Raw genomic sequence first — 18,234 nt, forward strand, 5'->3', positions numbered from 1 at the left:
CCTCCTCACCACGAGCAAGCCGGAGGTGCCCCCAGCTCGCGTCATGGGGAACGCTACTTGATCAGCGGGTCGCGGGGCATCCCCAGAATTCGCTCGGCGATCTGGTTACGCGTTACCTCCGAGGTGCCGCCGGCGATCGCGATACCGCGCGCGCCCATCACCATCCGGGCGGCCATCGCGCCCGGCCCGTCGTCGAGGGCAACATCCGGACCCAGCAACGCCGCACCGATAGCCGCGCCGTCGCCCATGTGCTCGGCGAGCTTGAGCTTGGTGACGTTGCCCTCGGGACCGGGGCCGGCGCCGGCGATGCTGCGCGCCGCGCGCCGCAGGTTCAGCAGTCGCAACGCGTGCTCGTCGGCGACGAAGCGGCCGACCCGCACCTCGGCGTCGGGCACCGACTGCCGGTGCTGCTGGGCAAGTGCGATCAGCCGCTGGTCGATCCCGGCGGTGTAGGAGCCGCCACCACCTATGCTGACCCGCTCATTGCCCAGGGTGGCGCGAGCTACCTTCCAGCCGCCGTTGACGTCGCCGACGACGTCCTCGTCGGGAACGAAGACGTCGTTGAAGAACACCTCGTTGAACTCCGAACCACCGGTGATCTGCCGCAGTGGCCGCACCTCGACGCCCGGCGCCTCCATGTCGACGATCACCATCGTGATGCCGGCATGTTTGGCGACCTCGAAGTCGGTACGCACCGTGGCCAGGCCACGCCGGCACAGGTGCGCACCGGACGTCCACACCTTCTGGCCGGTGATCTTCCAGCCGCCCTCGACCCGAACGGCCTTGGTCTTGACCGCCGCCGCGTCCGAGCCGGCACCCGGCTCGGAGAACAGCTGGCACCAGATCTCCTCTTGGCGCAGCGCCTTCTCCACGAACCGCTCGATCTGCCAGTCGGTGCCTTGCTGGATCAGCGTCAGGATGACCCAGCCGGTGATCGAGTAGTCGGGTCGCTGCACGCCGGCGGCACCGAACTCCTGCTCGATCACCACCTGCTCGACCGCGTCGGCGCCCCGGCCCCACGGCTTGGGCCAGTGCGGCATCACGTACCCGGTCGCGATCAGCTTGTCCAGCTGCTCCTCGGTGCCCAACGCCGCGATCTCGGCGGCGTCGGCGTGGATGCGGGTGCGCAGCTCCTCGGCCTCGGGCGGCAGGTCCAGGCTGTTGGCCCGGGTGATGCCGGCCGCGGCGCTCTCGAAGACGGCCTGGGCCGGTGCGTCGCCGCCGAACAGCGCCTGCACCGCCAGGGCGCGACGTAGCTGCAGGTGCGCGTCGTGCTCCCAGGTGTAGCCGATACCGCCGTGCACCTGGATGTTCAGCTCGGCGTTGCGCACGTAGGCGGGGAACGCCAGCGTGGCGGCTACCGCGGCGGCCAGCCGGAAGGCGTACTCGTCCTCGCCGTCGGCCCGAGCGGCATCCCACACCGCGGCGGTTGCCGACTCGGCGGCCACCAGCATGTTGGCGCAATGGTGTTTGACGGCCTGGAAGGTGGCAATGGTCCGGCCGAACTGTTCGCGCACCTTGGCGTACTCCACCGCCGCGTCGGTGCAGTCGGCCGCGCCGCCGACCGCTTCGGCCGCCAGCAGCACCCGCGCCCGCGCCAGCGCCGACTCGCGCGCACCGGACAGCACATCGTCGGCGCTCACCCCGACGCCGGTCAGCGTTACCCGCCCCGAGCGCCGGGTCAGATCGACGTTGCCCGGCACATCCACGCTGACACCGGCCCGGTCCCGCTCGAGCACCAGCACGTCCTCACCCGCGGCCACCAACAGCACGTCGGCCAGGCCCGCACCCAGCACCACGCCGGCGTCACCGGAGGCCACGCCGCCCTCCAGGACCAGGCCTCCCGGGTCACCGGCCAGCCCCACCCCGGCGGTGACCGAACCGTCGATCAGCCCAGGCAGCAGACGGGCCTGCTGCTGCGGGGTGCCGGCGGCGGCGATGACCGCCGAGGCGATGACCGTCGGAACGAACGGCCCCGGAGCCACAGCCCGGCCCAGTTCCTCGATCACCACCACCAACTCGGGCAGCCCGAATCCGGAGCCGCCGTGCTCCTCGTCGATATGCAGGCCCAGCCAGCCCAGCGCGGCCAGTTCACCCCAGAACGGGGGCCGAGTCTCCTCGGCGGCGTCCAGCAGTGCACGAGCCGCCGAGCGGGCCTTCTGTGCGGTCAGAAATCCGCGGGCCACCTCGGCCAGTTCGCGGTGGTCGTCGGTAATTCCAATGCCCATGGGATATCTCCTGGCTTTCGTTTACTTGGGGGCGAACCGCTGCCCAGCGTCGAGCCGCAGACATTGTCCGTTAAGCATCGGGTTGTCGACGACAGCGGCAACCAGTTTGGCGAACTCCTCGGGCCGGCCGAGGCGCTTGGGGAACGCAGCGTCGCGGGTCAGGGCGCTGGCGAACTCCTCGGGAATGCCCTTGGTCAGGCCGGTGGCGAACAGGCTCGGCGCGATCGCCAGCGCCCGGATGCCCACCGAACCGAGGTCGCGAGCCATGGTCAGGGCCATACCTGCGACGCCCGCCTTGGCGGCGGTGTAGGCGACCTGGCCGATCTGACCCTCGAAGGCCGCGATCGACGCCGTGTTGATGATGACGCCGCGCTCTTCATCTTCGGGCTCGTTGGTGCTCATGTGCGCGGCGGCCAGCCGGCTGATGTTGAACGTGGCGATCAGGTTCAGGTCGATCACCGCACGGAAGGACTCCAAATCGTGCGGGCCGGACTTGGACAGCGTGCGCTTGGCGATACCCCCGCCGGCCGTGGTGACGATGACGTGCAGGCCGCCCAGAGCCTCGACGGCCGCAGCCAGGGTCTTCTCGGTGGCGTCGAAGTCAGTGATGTCCACCGGGTAGAAGGCACCACCGAAACCGTCTGCGACCTGCCGACCCTCCGAGCCTTCGCGGTCGAGTACCGCAACGTCCGCCCCGCCGGCAGCCAGCAGCTCTGCGGTGGCGCGGCCCATTCCGGAAGCGCCGCCGACGATGACGACCTTCTTACCGTTGATGTCCATGCAGACTCCTTCGCCGCCGTTACTGGAAATCTAGTAGTTGAGAATCTAGGACAAGTTATCGTTCCGCTCGGAAACCGCTGCCCCTCGGGCATCACAGAAGGCCCCCAGGAGGTACCCGTGGCCGCACCGACGGCGCCAGAGGTAGTCGAGCGACACGACGGGCCGGTGACTTATGTGCACACCGACCCCGAGCTGCCCGCGGTGGCGGTGATCGACCGCTCCCCCATCTCCGCACGGCACAAGATGGTGTTCGGTGCGCTCGCGGTCGCGGGGGCGGTGGCGTGGGCATCGATCGCGTTCGCCCGCGGCGAGGCGGTGAACGCGGTGTGGTTCGTCATCGCCGCGGTGTGCACCTACATCATCGGATTCCGTTTCTACGCACGGTTTATCGAGCGCAAGATCGTGCAACCGCGTGACGACCACGCCACACCGGCGGAGATCTTCGAGGACGGCACCGACTATCTGCCGACCGATCGCAGGGTGCTCTTCGGCCACCATTTCGCGGCAATCGCCGGCGCGGGTCCGCTGGTCGGCCCGGTGCTGGCCACTCAGATGGGCTACCTGCCGGGGACCATCTGGATCATCATCGGCGCGGTGGTGGCCGGCTGTGTGCAGGACTACCTGGTGCTGTGGTGCTCGGTGCGCCGGCGGGGTCGCTCCTTGGGACAGATGGCCCGCGAGGAGCTGGGCGTCGTCGGCGGTGCCGCCGCGATCATCGGCGTGCTGGTCATCATGGTGATTCTGATAGCGGTACTGGCACTGATCGTGGTGCGGGCTTTGGCGGTCAGTCCCTGGGGCGTGTTCTCCATCGCGATGACGATTCCGATCGCCCTGTTCATGGGGTTCTATCTGCGGTTCCTGCGACCAGGCCGGGTATCCGAGGTGTCCCTGATCGGAATCGTCGCGTTACTGGGTGCCGTCGCAGCAGGCAAGTGGGTCGCCGAAACCTCTTGGGGTGTCGCATGGTTCACGTTATCCCCGGTGACGTTGTCCTGGTGCATCATCGGTTACGGTTTCGCCGCCTCGGTGCTGCCGGTGTGGTTGCTGCTGGCACCGCGCGACTATCTGTCGACGTTCATGAAGGTCGGCACCATCATCCTGCTGGCGGTCGGCATCCTGGTTGCCCGGCCACTGATGGCCGCGCCGGCCGTCTCGGAGTTCGCCCGCACCGGCGAAGGACCGGTGTTCGCCGGGTCACTGTTCCCGTTCCTGTTCATCACGATCGCGTGCGGCGCGCTGTCGGGATTCCACTCGCTGATCGCCTCGGGTACCACCCCGAAACTGCTCGAAAAAGAGAGCCAGATGCGGCTGATCGGCTATGGCGGCATGCTCACCGAGTCCTTCGTGGCGGTCATGGCGTTGATCACCGCCTCGATCCTGGACCAGCACCTGTTCTTCACGCTCAATGCGCCGGTCGCCGCAACCGGCGGTACCGCTTCGAGTGCCGCCGCTTACGTCAACGGGCTCGGGCTCGGCGGATCCCCGGTGACCGCCGAGCAGATCACCGAGGCCGCCACCGCGGTCGGGGAACAGTCGATCGTGTCGCGCACCGGCGGGGCCCCCACCCTGGCGCTGGGAATGGCCGACGTGCTGGGGCGGGTGTTCGGCGGACCAGGTCTCAAGGCCTTCTGGTACCACTTCGCGATCATGTTCGAGGCGCTGTTCATCCTGACCACCGTCGACGCCGGTACCCGGGTGGCCCGATTCATGCTCTCCGACGCCCTGAGCAACCTAGGGGGGCCGCTACGCCGGCTCTCCAACCCAAGTTGGCGGATCGGGGCGTGGGTCTGCAGTCTGGCCGTGGTCGCCGGGTGGGGGTCGATCCTGTTGATGGGGGTCACCGATCCGCTCGGCGGGATCAACACCCTTTTCCCGTTGTTCGGTATCGCCAACCAGTTGCTGGCCGCGATCGCGCTGACGGTGGTGACGGTGATCGTGATCAAGAAGGGCCGGGGCAACTACGGCCTGAAATGGGCGCTGATCCCGGGCATTCCGCTGCTGTGGGATCTGACTGTCACCATGACGGCCTCGTGGCAGAAGATCTTCTCCGGCGATCCGCGGGTGGGCTACTGGACGCAGCATTTCGCCTATCGGGCCGCTGAACGGGCCGGCGAGACGTCATTCGGATCGGCGGCCAACGCATCGCAGTTGCACGATGTCGTCCGCAACACCTTCATCCAGGGCACCTTGTCGATTGTGTTCGCCTCGCTGGTGGCGGTGGTGGTCGTTGCCGGAATTGTGGTGTCGCTACGCGCGATTCGTGGAACAGTCTCGACAATCGAGCCGCCGCCGGTGCCATCGAAGCGTTTCGCGCCTGCTGGGCTGATTCCGAGCGCGGCCGAACGAAAGGTGCAGGAGCAATGGGACGCCCGCTGCTCGGTTTAGCACGAGCCGCTCGCCACATCGGCTGGTACTGGGCATCGCTGTTGGGCGACAACCACTACCGCCGCTACCTGGAGTACCGCCGCCGCGCTCATCCTGGCGAACCGGTGCTCTCCGAGCGCGACTACTGGCGACTCCGTCACGACGGCGACCCCGGAGCGCGGTGCTGCTGACACCGCTGCCCGCGGGCCGTGTCCAAACCTTAATGAAGCCTTGACCGACTCGTGGGCATGTGCGCGGGGCCTATCGACGCGAATCTCCCTACCATCAACGGCGAGAACCCAAGGTAGGAAGATCGGGAAGGTATGCCGACGATGTGGACATCGGTGCGCTCAGCAATGGTGGTGATCGGGGTCGCGGTCACAACGCTCGTGACGCCGCCCGGAACGAGTTCGGCCGCGGCCAGCCAGCCGCCCGGCGCGGGGATCGCATCGATCCAGCCGACGTCGGGGGCGGTCGTCGGCGTGGCGCACCCGGTCGTGGTGACCTTCTCCGCGCCGGTGATCGACCGCCGGGCCGCCGAGCGCACCATAGCGGTGCGGTCCAACCCACCGATGACCGGAAAATTTGACTGGGTCGACGACAGCGAGGTGCAGTGGGTTCCCGACCACTACTGGCCCGCGCACAGCGCCGTGGCCCTATCGGTGGGCAAGCTCTCTGTCGACTTCAGCACGGGCGCAAAGGTTGTCGGCGTCGCCAGCATCTCGGCGCACACCTTCACCGTGACCGTCGACGGCGACAGCGACGAGGCCGGCCCGCTGCCCACGCCGCACCACCGGCCGCACTGGGGCGAAGACGGCGTCATGCCCGCCACCATGGGCAAGACCGAATACGAGACGCCGACGGGCAACTACACCGTGCTGGGCAAGGACCGCAAGGTCGTGATGGACTCCAGCAGCGTGGGCATCCCGATCGACTCCGCCGAGGGCTACCGCTTCGAGGTCGAGCAGGCGGTACGCATCACCCGCCGCGGGCTCTACGTCCACTCCGCACCCTGGGCGCTGCACTCCCTGGGGCTGGAGAACGTCAGCCACGGCTGTGTCGGCCTGAGCCCCACCGATGCTGAGTGGTACTTCGACCGGGTCAACATCGGCGACCCGGTGATCATCAAGGAATGACGCGGTCCGCTGGGACGCCCGCTAGGACGTCCCAGCGCTGCCGAATTCCACCGGCATAGCGTCGATCCCGTTGATCCAGGGCAGCACCGACCGTGACGGGCGATCCAGCTGGTGGATGTCGGGAATGATGTCTGCCAGCGCACCGAAGATCAAGTTGATCTGCATGCGGGCCAGGTTGGCCCCGATGCAGTAGTGCGCTCCGGGAGCACCGAAACCCAAGTGCGGGTTGGGGCTTCGCAGGATGTCGAACCTGAACGGGTTGTCGAACACCTCTTCGTCATAGTTGGCCGAGCCGTAGAACATGCCGACCCGCTGGCCCTTACGGATCTGCACTCCGCCGAGCTCGACATCGCGTAACGCCGTGCGCTGGAAGGAGATGACCGGCGTCGCCCAGCGGACCACTTCTTCGGCCATGGTGCTGGGACGTTCGTCGACGAACAACCGCCATTGGTCGGGGTGATCGAAGAACGCCAGCATCCCTTGCGAGGTGGCGTTGCGGGTGGTCTCGTTGCCGGCCACCATCAGCATCATCACGTAGTAACCGAATTCCAGCGCGCTCAGCTCTTCGCCGTCGATGGTCGCGGTCACCAGAGCCGTCGCGATGTCATCGCGCGGGTTCGCCTTGCGGTCTTCGGCCATTTGATAGGCGTAGCCCAACAGTTCGGCGGAGGCCTGGAGCCCGTCGGCTCCGGCTTCCGGTTCACCGTTGCCGCCGCCCACCAACCGGTTGCTCCAGTCGAAGACCTGCTGGCGCTCGTCTGCTGGGACGCCGATCAACTCGCAGATGGTCGCCAACGGCAGCTGCGAGGCCACCTCGGTGACGAAGTCGCCGGTGTTGTGCTCGGCGGCGGCGGTGACGATCTCTCGGGCTTGGCGGTCGAGCGAATCGCGCATGCCCGCAACCACGCGAGGCGTGAAACCCCGTGACACGATCCGGCGCAGCTTGGCGTGCTTGGGTCCGTCGAGAAACAGCATGATGTTGTCGCGGCTGGCGTCGTGGAGCTCTTGATTGTCCGTGGTGTTCGTCCGGATCAGCGAGGTGTTCTCGTGCGAGGAGAACACCTCGTCCTGCAGAGACACCGCCCGGACATCGGCGTGCTTGGTGACGACCCAGTAGCCCTCGTCCGGGTAGCCAGACGCTCCGAAGGGCTGAGCGTTCCACCAGATCGGTTCGGTCTTGCGCAGGAGGGCGAACTCCTCGTGCGGGATCCGCTCGCCGATAAGTGCAGGGTCGGTGAAGTCGAACCCCTCCGGCAGCAGGTGCTGTGTCTCGGTCATCGTGCTCCCTCTCGCTCTACCAGCGGTTGCCACGCCAAACCTGCACCGGCGCTGTTGATGTAGCCGCCCGAGGGGGCGGCGAAATGCGAGCCGAGCAACAGTGCCCGCTCGTCGGCGACGCGACGCAGCAGGTCCTGCCGGCTTACCCGAGCAGCGCTCGGGTCGGCGTCGGGCCGGGCACTGATCTCGGGGTCGACGATCTGGACCGGATGGTGCACGACGTCGCCGCTGATGTAGGCGACCGCGCCGGCGGATTCGATGCGCACCGACACATGGCCCGGGGTGTGACCGGCCGTGGGGACGAGCCGGACCGTCTCGGTCAGCCGATGATCCGGCCCGACCAGCCGGAGCTTGCCGTGCTGCGCCAGCGGGGCGACGCATTCGGGGGCCACCCGGTCCTCACCGGTGAATTCGCTCCAGTGCGCGTGCTCGGCCACGGTCACCAGGTAGTCGGCGCCGGCGAACCTCGGCACCCACTGCCCGTCCCGCTCGACGGTGTTGCCACCGGCGTGATCGCGGTGCAGATGCGTGCACACCACCGCCGTGATGTCGCCGGGACTAAACCCGGTAGCCGCCAACGACTCCTCGAAGCGGTCGGGGATGTTGCGCGTCCGCAGGAAGCTTTCGGCGAAGCAGGTGTCGACCAGCACGCACGACGCCTCGGACGCGATCAGATAAGACTGGATCGCCATCAAGATGTTGCCCGACGCGTCGCAGTAGTCCGCCAGCGAGTCGTCCGCGAAACGCTCGGATGCCGCTGCGAAAAGCAGGGCGGGTGGGATCGGTATGACCGCCTGCAGGACCGCGTGGATGTCAACGTCGCCGACAGTCCAGTGCTGCACGCCATGGTCCCCTTCTCGCAGCGCGATCGTATGCCACGAATCATTTGGAAGTGAGCGATTCGAGGAACCGAAGGAAAGGGTCTTGGTCTGGCACACTCGACGCGTGGCAGCTCCCACCGTTCGCTTTCGGCGGCTTGCCGAACAGGTCGCCGACGAACTTCGTCGGCGCATTCTGACCGGCGAGCTGACCGACGATCACGTGCTCCCCAAAGAGGACGAACTCCTGGTCGAATTCGCCATCAGCAAGCCGTCCCTGCGTGAGGCCATGCGCATCCTCGAGGCCGAGGGACTGCTCACCGTGCGCCGCGGCAAACGGGGCGGCGCGGTGATCCATCGACCCACTCCAGCAAACGTTGCCTACACCATGGGCCTGGTTTTGGGATCGCAACAGGTCAGCCTCGCCGACGTCGGGACCGCACTGCTGCAGGTCGAACCAGCCTGCGCGGCACTGTGCGCGGGGCGGCCGGACCGCAAGAGCACGGTGGTGCCCATTCTGCGGCGGCTACACGAGGAATCGGTGGCCGCGGTCGACGACCTGCAGAAGGCCACCTCCGCCAGCCGCCGCTACCACGAAGCGCTCGTCACCCATTGCGGCAACACCACCATGCTCGTCATGGCGGGCGCGCTCGAAACCCTGTGGTCCGCACACGAGCAAAGCTGGTCCAGCCAGGTCACCGACCATTCGACGGTGCCCGTGCCCGAGCGACGCGCCGTCTTGGAGGACCACCGTCAGGTAATCGACGCCATCGATGTCGGCGACGCCCAGCGGGCCCGAGACCTCGCCGCGGCGCACCTTCTGCACGTCCAGCACTACCCCGGCCGTTCGGGGATCGTCGACCCCGCCATGGTCCGTCCCCGGGGGATCTCCAGCGCCGGGGACGCCGAGCTCTGAGGAACTCGCCGACTCCGTTGACGGAGCCCCTTATTTCCATATGATTTGTTCATGACGGAGTCCGTCGACGTCCAGTGCGCCCGTCCCGGCGGCTCAGCGGTCTGGTCGCCGTCCGTGGTTCCGCCGATCGGCGTCGAGCTGAGCAACGCCCAGGCACTGGCCATCGCGTTTCGCCATCTCGCCGACATCGGCTTCGCCGAGAACATGGCCGGCCACATCACCTGGCAGCCCACCGGCCAGACCGACATGCTGGTCAATCCGTGGGGCCTGTGGTGGGCCGAACTCACCGCCTCCGACATCTGCATCGTCGACGCGGACGCCCGCGTCATCGCCGGCCGCTGGGATGTCACCCCCGCCATCCATATCCATACCGAACTGCACCGCGCCCGCCCCGACGCGCGCGTGGTGATCCACAACCACCCCTACTACGTGAGCCTGTTGGCGTCGCTTCAGACGCTGCCCGAGTTGGTCCACCAGACCGGCTCGCTGTTCCTCGATGATCTGTGCTTCGTCGAGGATTACGACGGCGAGGTGGACACCGCTGCGCGGGCCCGGGATCTGGCCGAGCGCATCGGTAGCGCGAACCTGACGATCCTGGCTTCGCACGGGGTGATCGCCACCGGACGCACCCTGGCCGAGGCGGTCTATCGGTCGGCCACCATCGAGCGGGTGTGCAAGCTGGCCTACCACGTCATGTTGACCGGCCGGACGCCCACACCGATGAAGCGCTCCGACATGGCCGGGATGCAGGCATCGTTGATCGAACGCGCCGCCGACGTGTATTGGGCCGGCGCGGCCCGCATGACCATCAAGGCCGACCGGCATGTGCTCGACTGATCAAGACTCTCGACTGACCAAGACTGAGGTTCACCGGTGAAATCGATCGACGAGCTCAGCTCCGACCTGAGCTTTACCACCGCCAAGGCCGGAGCGGAACGCACCGTGACCTTCCTACCCGAACCGCCCCGCGCGAAACGGCGCTACACGGTGATCTCGGTCGACGACCACATCGTCGAACCTCCGGACACCTTCCTCGGCCGAGTGCCGCGCAAACTGGCCGACCGGGCGCCGCGGGTGGTCGAGACCGATACCGGTGGCCAGACCTGGATGTATGACGGCCAATCGCTGCCCAACGTCGGGTTCAACGCCGTGGTGGGCCGTCCGGTTTCGGAGTACGGCTTCGAGCCGGCCAGATTCGACGAGATGCGCCGCGGCGCCTGGGATATCCACGCACGCATCAAAGACATGGACCTGAACGGCGTCTACGCCTCGCTGAACTTTCCCTCCTTCCTGCCTGGGTTCGCCGGCCAGCGCCTGCAGCTCACAACCGGCGACCGTGAGCTGGCACTGGCATCGGTGCGGGCATGGAACGACTGGCACCACGAGGTATGGGCCGGTTCCTATCCCGACCGCATCATCGGCTGTCAACTGCCCTGGCTGCTGAATCCCGAGGTAGGCGCGGCGATGATCTACGAGAACGCCGAAAGAGGCTTTCGCGCCATCACTTTCAGTGAGAATCCGGCCATGCTGGGGCTGCCGACCATTCACTCCGGGCATTGGGACCCGATGATCGCCGCCTGCGCCGAAACGGGCACCGTGGTCAACCTGCACATCGGGTCGTCGGGCACCTCGCCGTCGACCACCGATGATGCTCCGCCCGACGTCGCCGGCGTCCTGTTCTTCGCCTACGCCATCTCCGCCGCGGTCGACTGGCTGTACTCCGGGTTGCCCAGCCGCTTCCCCGAGTTGAAGATCTGCCTGTCCGAGGGCGGGATCGGCTGGGTCGCAGGGCTGCTGGACCGCCTCGACCACATGTTGAGCTATCACGAGATGTACGGAACCTGGAAAGCGCTCGGCGAGACGCTCTCCCCGGCTGAGGTGCTGCAACGCAACTTCTGGTTCTGCGCGGTCGAGGATCAGTCGTCGTTCTGCCAGCACGAACGCATCGGCACCGACCACATCATGCTGGAAGCCGACTACCCGCACTGCGATTCGACCTGGCCGAACACCCAGCAGGTGATACATGAGGAGATCGGCAACCTACCTGCCGAGGTGATCCGGAAGTTCACCTGGGAGAACGCCTCTCGCCTCTATCAGCATCCGGTTCCCGAGGCGGTCCAGCTCGACCCGGATGCGTTCTGAACGTGGCCGTCTCCCCGCCACCGCTACGTGTCGCGGTGCTCGACGACTACCAGGGCATCGCCGCCACGGTGGACTGGTCGCCCATCCCGCGGCCCGTGGATCTGTTGGCGATCCGCGAACACCTCGCTCCCGGTGACGAACTGGTCGCCCGGCTGGCCGACCGCGAGGTGGTGGTGGCGATGCGCGAACGCACGCCGATCGGCGCCGATCTGCTGTCTCGGCTGCCGGCGCTGAAGTTGCTGGTCACCACCGGGCCGTTCAACGCCGCCATCGACGTGGCCGCGGCCCACCGGCTCGGGATCACGGTGTGTGGGACCGGTGGCGCTATTACGCCCACGGTCGAACTCACCTGGGCGTTGATCCACGCCCTGCAACGTCATGTGATCGCCGAAGATGCGGCGCTGCGGGCCGGTCGGTGGCAGCAGACCGTCGGCGCCGATCTGGCCGGCGCGACGCTCGGACTGGTGGGGCTGGGCCGCATCGGCCGGCTGGTCGCCGCGGTGGGCCACGCCTACGGCATGCGAGTAACGGCGTGGAGCCCACACCTAACGCCGGAGCGGGCCGCCGAGGCGCAGGCGCAGCTACTGGACCGGCGCAGTCTGTTCGAGAGCGCCGACGTCGTATCGATCCACATGGTGCTCTCCGAGGCGACCCGCGGCCTCGTCGGTACCGACGAGCTGGCCGCGATGAAATCCAGCGCGATCCTGGTCAACACGTCCCGGGGCGGGTTGATCGACGAGGCGGCACTGATCGACGCACTGCGCACCAACCGGATCCGCGGCGCGGGGCTCGACGTCTACGACCAGGAGCCGCTGCCGGCCGGGCACCCGCTCACCACGCTGGGCAACACCGTGCTGACCCCGCACCTGGGCTACGTGACCGAGAACTGCATGAACGTCTTTTATCGCGATATCGTCGACGACATCGTCGGCTACTGCGCCGGTACTCCGTGCCGGTTGGTGAAACCATAATCGCGCCGTTCACACCTTTTCCGATAACAGCTTTTTGTAACGGTGTAGTCGCTCTGGAATAACGGTTCTACAAATAAATTGTCGCCGGGTGATTCACAATGATTCCACAACAGAAAAGGGTCCGCGAACGCAATGTTCGCGGACCCTTTTCCGAAACGTGCTATTTAGTGCCGCCAGCCAAACCGATAGGGGCACTGATGGCGTCTGTCATCAATCCCGCGATCGGGCTGGCCGCAGCGGCTCCGGCCGGGCCCGGCGCCACCAGAGGCACGGGAGGCGGCAGTCCGGGAACCACCGGAATCGGGGCAATCGGGATCGGGGGCACCGGCCCCGGCAGTCCCATCGGTACAGGACCAGCAAGAGTGGTCAGGTCAGCCGCAGCTGGCCCACAGGGCACCGCGCCGGCCGCCCCGACCACGCCGGCCGGTGCCCCACCGTCACCGGATGTTTGAGCGATCACACCACCCGCACACACCGGCCCACCAAGGGGCAGGTTCACGACGGGAACGGCACCCGCCGGACCGCTGAGAATCAACCCGCTTGCATAAAAGCCGATACCGGCGAATATCGCTTTACCGAGTCTCCCGAGGCTCTTCACGTAAACTCCGATGATTAGTATCCAGCCCCCCCGGACACGCAATCTTCTGACTGCAAAAAGAACCGTATCACAGGCGTGTAAGTTACTGGGCCGGCCAATTGACTCGTTACCGTAACGATGCGGTTCAGGCTTTGTGACTCTATGTTCACCAGGCAGCCTGTTCGCATTCTGCGCAATCAGCGCAGACCGAACACCGATACCCATCGAAATGAGTGGAGCTAAGGGGACTCGAACCCCTGACCCCCACACTGCCAGTGTGGTGCGCTACCAGCTGCGCCATAGCCCCGCGTTGTCGTGCTCATCGAAGCTACACCACAGGCGCACCAAGGTTCAAAACAGCTACTCAGTTGGCCTGTTTTCAGGCCGGATGCTGGGTCTGATGCAACCCGTAGGGCACCGCGTCGAGCAGCGTTACCGTCACGTTGGCCCCGCTGGGCACCTGGTAAGTGCGCTCCTCCCCGGGCCGGGCTCCGGTGATCGCCATCCCCAGCGGCGACTGCGGCGAATAGACCTCCAACCCGCTCTGGTCGTCATCGCGGACGCCGAGCAGGAAGGTCTCGGTGTCCCCGTCGCTGTAGCGGACAGTCAGTACCATGCCGGGCTCGGCGACCCCGTCGTCCGGCGGGTCCTGGCCGACCACCGCGACCGCCAGCAGGTCGTGGATCTGGTGGATCCGAGCCTGGCGGGCCTGTTGGTCGCTGATGTCTTCGCCTCCCGAAACATCTTGCGGTGCAGACAGTTCCGCCAGCTCCGCCAACAGCCGGTCCTTGGTCTGCTGGGTCATCCAGACACCGTGCGTATCAGTCATCGACAGTTCTCCTTTACAACAGCATTTGATTCGAAAATTCACCGACCCGAGTGGGTCAGCGCAAGGGATCGAGGTCACGCAGCACGGCGGACTGTTTGCCGGTGGTGATCTGCTCGGCCAACAATCGGCCCGTTATCGGACCGTGCGTCATGCCCCACATGCCGTGCCCACCGGCGACGTAGACGGTGCGCGGACACACCTCCCCCACCAAGGGCCGCCCGTCGGGGCTGACCGGGCGTGGACCCACCCACACGTCGGTGCGCTCATCCCAGCGGACACCGTCGAGCAGGGGGCGGGTGGCGTCGACGATGGCTTCGACGCGGGCCGGGACGATCGGGGCGTCGGGATCACCGAACTCCATGGTGCCGGCGACCCGTAGCCGGGCATTCAACGGCGTGCAGGCCACCCGGGCATCGGGCAGGTAGATCGGCCCGGTGACCGGCCCGTCGACCGGCACCGAGAAGGAGTAGCCGCGCCCGGCCCGCACCGGCACCCGGATCCAGCGCGCTGCCAGTCGGGACAGCCAGGCACCGCTGGCGATCACCGCTGCATCGGCCGTCAAAGTGCTGCCGTCACTGCTGGTCACGGCCACGCCGTCACCGTGGGGCGACACGTCGGCGACATCGAGAACGTGCAGGACAGCGCCGCGCTGCACCACCGTGCGGCCCAGTGCGGTCACGAACCGGCCCGGGTCGAGGAAGCGCTGGCCGTCGATCTGCACCCCCGCAGCGACCGCCGAGGAAGCCAGCGGCACCCGCTCGGCCAGTGCGGCACCGGTCAGTTCGGTGCCGAACACCGGCTGGCCGGCCTCGGAGAACCGGCGCAGCTCGTCGAGCAGTCGCTCCGCGTCAGCCGAGGTACGGAAGATCGCGGTGATGGGGGCATCGGTGACCGGGGCGTCCACCCCGTTGGCGAGCAGAACGTCATAGGCCTCAATGCATTCCGCACTCAGAGGTGCGTTGGCCCGTACCGCGCGGCGCCAGGCCGCGGGCCTACTGTTCGCCGCGAAGCGCGCCAAGAACGCCCACAGTGCCGGGCCGGCATTGAGTGGCACCTGCAGCGGTGCGGTCCGGCTCAGCAGGGACCGCAGCCCGAAGCGCAGATTGGCCGGCTCGTTGAGCGGAATCGCCAGCGCCGGGGAGATCCAACCGGCGTTGCCCCACGAGGACCCAGCCGCCATTCCGACGCGGTCGACCACGGTGACTTCGACACCGCGCTCCTGCAGAAACCAGGCGGTGGACAAGCCAACGACGCCGGCACCCACCACGATCACCGATCGTGGTGCGCCGTCGATTCGGTTGGCTGCACCCATCACTCCATGATGCGACTGCCCACAGACACCTGGTTTAACCGAATCGCACAACAGCGACGTCAGTGTTTGTCGAGTTCCGACATGTCACCCGCCGCGAGCTCGATCATCGCCGCGAATCGGGTCCGCGGATCCTCCAGCCCCAGTGGCGTCACCTCGGCCATCTTGCGCAGCCGGTAGCGGACGGTGTTCTCGTGTACGCCCAGCTGCTCGGCGGCCCGGGCCAGGTCGCCTTGCGCGTCGAGCCACGCCCGCAGCGTCGACACATAGGGCGTGTTGTGCGCCTCATCGTGGTGACGTAGCTCCGCGACCGGTCCGCGGGTAGGCACCCGCCCGGCTCGCGCCGCGGTGTGCAGCCGGCGCAGCACGATCTCGTCCCAGGATTCGTCGTAGGCCGGCGGAACGCTCTCGGGTGGGCCGGCTTCGTGCAGCGCGAGGCATTCCTCGGCCTCGCGGCCTGCGGCGGCCAGCTCGGTGACCGTGGCAACCGCACTGATCCCGGCCCACACGCTCGCGTGCGGCGGCAGGGCACCGGCCAGGCCGCGCACCCACTGCCGGGCCGCAGCGGCGTCCTCAGCGGGCAGCAGGGTGTAGACGGTGTTGGCGGCCAGTGCGCTGCGGCCGGGACGCGACCAGCCGAAGCCCGTGGTGACGGCCTCGAAAGCCAACAGCAGCCCGGCATGAGGTTGCGTGGCGATCCGGGTGTGCACGGCAATCACCCGCAACGGAGCCTGCGGCAACCCCAGTCTGGCCACCAGGGCCAGCGCATCGTCCGGCTCGGTCTGCTCATCCAAAAGCCTGGTTACCCAGTCGGATTCGACTTGTCGCTCCAAGTCGGCACTAGCCCGCGACCGCAGCACATGCAATGCCACCGTGCGGGCACCGTCGGCCAGTGCGGTCAGCCGCTCACCGCTCAACGGGTTCGGGCAGGCCACCCACACCGCACCCAGCGTCTCGCGGCCGGCACGCACCGCCACCACCATCCGGCCGGTCAAGCCGTACTCGGGATCGGCGGCAACGAACAGCGGCTCGTCGTGGATATCCAAATGCGCTAAAACGCCGCGCTTTTCGAATAACTTCCGAAGCGGCTCGGACTCCTGGCGGTTCAGGATCGTCGCCGAGCGCGCCGGGTCGGCATGCCGCTGGCCACGCGAGTAGGCCAGCACCCTGCCCAGCTGGTCCTCGATGGTGACCGCACCGCCCACCGCTTCGGCGAGACTGTCGGCCACAGCGAAAAGATCCGTTGGCCCCCGGCCCGATTCGGTCTCCCGGCCTTCGAGCACCAGCCCGTAGACCACCGCGGCCAGCTCACTCCAGGACACCGCTGCGTCCACCACGAGCACGGCGAGCGACTCACCCTCGCCGGCGAAGGAGGTCTTGTCTTCGACGTCGCGCACCAACACAGCGACGGCCTTGGCGGCCACCGCCCAGCGCACCGCCTCCTTTACCGAGCGGGCACCGACCGCCAACAGGACGTCGCCGACGACGACGCGCTCACCGGTCACCTCGTGCATCACGACACTGCTCAGCCGCGTCGTCCTCGGAATGGAGCAGAACCTCAGCCGAACCCCGTAGCTGCCCACCACGTTGACCAGCCGGTCCAGTGTCACCATCAACCGAGCCTAGCCACGTCGCGTCGGCGATCCCGCCGATCGGGTCGCTGTCCCTGGTCTCCGGTGCCCATAGCCAGGTGAGCGCCGCCACCAGCAGCACCCCACCGCTGATCGCAAAACCCCACTCGAAAGACATCCGCTCGGCGATCTGGCCGACCGCAAGCGAACCCACGATCGACCCGAAGTCGGCCATCATCTGATAGGTCGCCACCGCGGTGCCCGCCCGGGCTTGGTTTCCGACCAGGTCGGAGATGACTGCCTGCTGCGGCGACCCGTAGATCCCCGAGGCCACCCCGGTCAGGTACGCCACCACCAAGAACACCACCAGCGATGCGCTCGCGCCCAGCAACACCGTTGTGACGCCGGATGCCGCCAGGCCGGCGATCAGTAGCCCCTTGCGGCCGATCCGGTCGGAGAGCTGGCCGCTGGGCAGCACCGCGCAGACATTGCCGATCCCGACCATGGCCAGTGTCAGGCCGGCGAAGGAGGGTCCGCGATCCAGGACTTCGGTGACGAACAACGGCACCAACGCAACCCGCAGACCGAAGACCGACCAGCCCGTAGCGAAGTTCGACAACAGCGCCGAGCGGTACGCGCGATTCCCCAGCGCTGTCCGCACCGACACCGTGGGTCCGGTCGATTCGGCCGCTTCGGCCAAATGCGAGTGGCGCAGGCTGACGAAGACGCCGGTGGCCGTCACGATCAGCACCGAACCGTAGAACAAGAACGGCGCGCTGAGGCCGAAACCCGCTGTCAGACTGCCCAATACCGGCCCGCCCACCGTGCCCAGCAGGAAGGCCGTGGCGAACAGCCCGGCGACTCGACCGCGGGCGTCCTCCGGGCTGATCCGGATCATCAGGCCCACCGCGGCGATGAAGAACATCGTCGATCCAACGCCCCCGAGGGCACGGAAGAACAGCAACTGCCCGTAGGACTGCACGAAGGCGCAGGCCGTGGTGGACACCGAGACGATCAAGAGGCCGGCGACGTAGACCCAGCGCTCCCCCAGCCGTTGCACCAGCAGGCCGCTCACCGGCGCGAAGAGCAGCCGGGTCAGCGCGAACGCAGTGATGAGAAACGTCGTCGCGGAGATGCTCACCCCGAAGTGACGCGCGTAGACCGGCAGTACCGGTGACACCAAGCCGTAGCCGAGGGCGATCAAGACGTTGGCGACGAGCAGTACCCAGATCTCCCGCTGCAACCGCGGTCGAGCGGCCGGGGAGTCGTTGGTCACCCGATAACTTTAGACAGCCTCGGTAATCTCTTCCTCGGG

General features: G+C 67.3%; 16 protein-coding genes and 1 tRNA gene. 7 read left to right on the forward strand and 10 right to left on the reverse strand.

Features of this window, described 5'->3' with window-relative positions; translation table 11 throughout:
* Positions 1–53 precede the first annotated feature (53 nt).
* The gene (locus MJO54_RS16150) at positions 54–2,228 is read right to left on the reverse strand and encodes an acyl-CoA dehydrogenase family protein (RefSeq protein WP_240175177.1); all 2,175 of its coding nucleotides are present in this window, start codon (positions 2,226–2,228) and stop codon (positions 54–56) included.
* A 21-nt stretch (positions 2,229–2,249) separates the two neighbouring features.
* Positions 2,250–3,008: an SDR family NAD(P)-dependent oxidoreductase gene (locus MJO54_RS16155; RefSeq protein WP_240175178.1), complete on the reverse strand. Its 759-nt coding sequence runs from the start codon at positions 3,006–3,008 to the stop codon at positions 2,250–2,252.
* 117 nt (positions 3,009–3,125) lie between these two features.
* On the opposite strand from MJO54_RS16155, the gene MJO54_RS16160 reads away from it, so the two are divergent.
* The 3 genes from MJO54_RS16160 to MJO54_RS16170 all read left to right on the forward strand — a co-directional run bounded on the left by MJO54_RS16160 (position 3,126) and on the right by MJO54_RS16170 (position 6,508).
* Complete coding sequence (locus MJO54_RS16160) at positions 3,126–5,393, forward strand: carbon starvation CstA family protein (protein ID WP_065153701.1); 2,268 nt, start codon at positions 3,126–3,128, stop codon at positions 5,391–5,393.
* Complete coding sequence (locus MJO54_RS16165; RefSeq protein WP_082108460.1) at positions 5,369–5,563, forward strand: YbdD/YjiX family protein; 195 nt, start codon at positions 5,369–5,371, stop codon at positions 5,561–5,563. Before MJO54_RS16160 ends, MJO54_RS16165 begins: the two co-directional genes overlap by 25 nt.
* Before the next feature lie 141 nt (positions 5,564–5,704).
* Positions 5,705–6,508, forward strand: coding sequence for a L,D-transpeptidase (locus tag MJO54_RS16170; protein WP_105294673.1), 804 nt, complete (start codon positions 5,705–5,707; stop codon positions 6,506–6,508).
* A 21-nt stretch (positions 6,509–6,529) separates the two neighbouring features.
* Here the strand turns inward: MJO54_RS16170 and MJO54_RS16175 are convergent, their stop codons facing one another.
* Both MJO54_RS16175 and MJO54_RS16180 read right to left on the reverse strand, forming a co-directional pair.
* A complete protein-coding gene (locus tag MJO54_RS16175; RefSeq protein WP_064888484.1) occupies positions 6,530–7,786 on the reverse strand; it encodes a cytochrome P450 in 1,257 nt (418 codons plus the stop codon).
* Complete coding sequence (locus tag MJO54_RS16180) at positions 7,783–8,628, reverse strand: MBL fold metallo-hydrolase (RefSeq protein WP_046286771.1); 846 nt, start codon at positions 8,626–8,628, stop codon at positions 7,783–7,785. The genes MJO54_RS16175 and MJO54_RS16180 overlap by 4 nt, the downstream gene beginning before the upstream one ends.
* 103 nt (positions 8,629–8,731) lie before the next feature.
* Between MJO54_RS16180 and MJO54_RS16185 the strand changes: the two genes are divergently transcribed.
* From MJO54_RS16185 to MJO54_RS16200, 4 genes are read left to right on the forward strand one after another with little or no spacing between them, the layout of a single operon-like run.
* Positions 8,732–9,520 (forward strand): FadR/GntR family transcriptional regulator, encoded by a 789-nt coding sequence (locus MJO54_RS16185; protein WP_240175179.1) that lies wholly within the window; start codon positions 8,732–8,734, stop codon positions 9,518–9,520.
* A gap of 51 nt (positions 9,521–9,571) precedes the next feature.
* Positions 9,572–10,357 (forward strand): class II aldolase/adducin family protein, encoded by a 786-nt coding sequence (locus MJO54_RS16190; RefSeq protein WP_046286773.1) that lies wholly within the window; start codon positions 9,572–9,574, stop codon positions 10,355–10,357.
* A gap of 36 nt (positions 10,358–10,393) precedes the next feature.
* A complete protein-coding gene (locus MJO54_RS16195; RefSeq protein WP_064888481.1) occupies positions 10,394–11,662 on the forward strand; it encodes an amidohydrolase family protein in 1,269 nt (422 codons plus the stop codon).
* A gap of 2 nt (positions 11,663–11,664) precedes the next feature.
* Positions 11,665–12,633, forward strand: coding sequence for a D-2-hydroxyacid dehydrogenase family protein (locus MJO54_RS16200; protein ID WP_240175180.1), 969 nt, complete (start codon positions 11,665–11,667; stop codon positions 12,631–12,633).
* 160 nt (positions 12,634–12,793) lie between these two features.
* Here MJO54_RS16200 and MJO54_RS16205 read toward each other — a convergent pair whose 3' ends face one another.
* The 6 genes from MJO54_RS16205 to MJO54_RS16230 form a co-directional block, all read right to left on the reverse strand.
* Positions 12,794–13,132: a hypothetical protein gene (locus MJO54_RS16205; RefSeq protein WP_131810371.1), complete on the reverse strand. Its 339-nt coding sequence runs from the start codon at positions 13,130–13,132 to the stop codon at positions 12,794–12,796.
* A gap of 312 nt (positions 13,133–13,444) precedes the next feature.
* Positions 13,445–13,517, reverse strand: a tRNA-Ala gene (locus MJO54_RS16210).
* 72 nt (positions 13,518–13,589) lie between these two features.
* Positions 13,590–14,039: a GreA/GreB family elongation factor gene (locus MJO54_RS16215; protein ID WP_046284570.1), complete on the reverse strand. Its 450-nt coding sequence runs from the start codon at positions 14,037–14,039 to the stop codon at positions 13,590–13,592.
* Positions 14,040–14,094: 55 nt separating this feature from the next.
* Positions 14,095–15,351: an NAD(P)/FAD-dependent oxidoreductase gene (locus MJO54_RS16220; protein ID WP_046284578.1), complete on the reverse strand. Its 1,257-nt coding sequence runs from the start codon at positions 15,349–15,351 to the stop codon at positions 14,095–14,097.
* 59 nt (positions 15,352–15,410) lie between these two features.
* Entirely contained in the window at positions 15,411–16,961 is a 1,551-nt protein-coding gene (locus MJO54_RS16225) for a PucR family transcriptional regulator (protein WP_046284569.1), read from the reverse strand.
* Positions 16,843–18,195: an MFS transporter gene (locus tag MJO54_RS16230; protein ID WP_165604606.1), complete on the reverse strand. Its 1,353-nt coding sequence runs from the start codon at positions 18,193–18,195 to the stop codon at positions 16,843–16,845. The genes MJO54_RS16225 and MJO54_RS16230 overlap by 119 nt, the downstream gene beginning before the upstream one ends.
* Positions 18,196–18,234 lie beyond the last annotated feature (39 nt).

This window comes from Mycolicibacter virginiensis, assembly GCF_022374935.2.
Lineage (GTDB): Bacteria > Actinomycetota > Actinomycetes > Mycobacteriales > Mycobacteriaceae > Mycobacterium > Mycobacterium virginiense.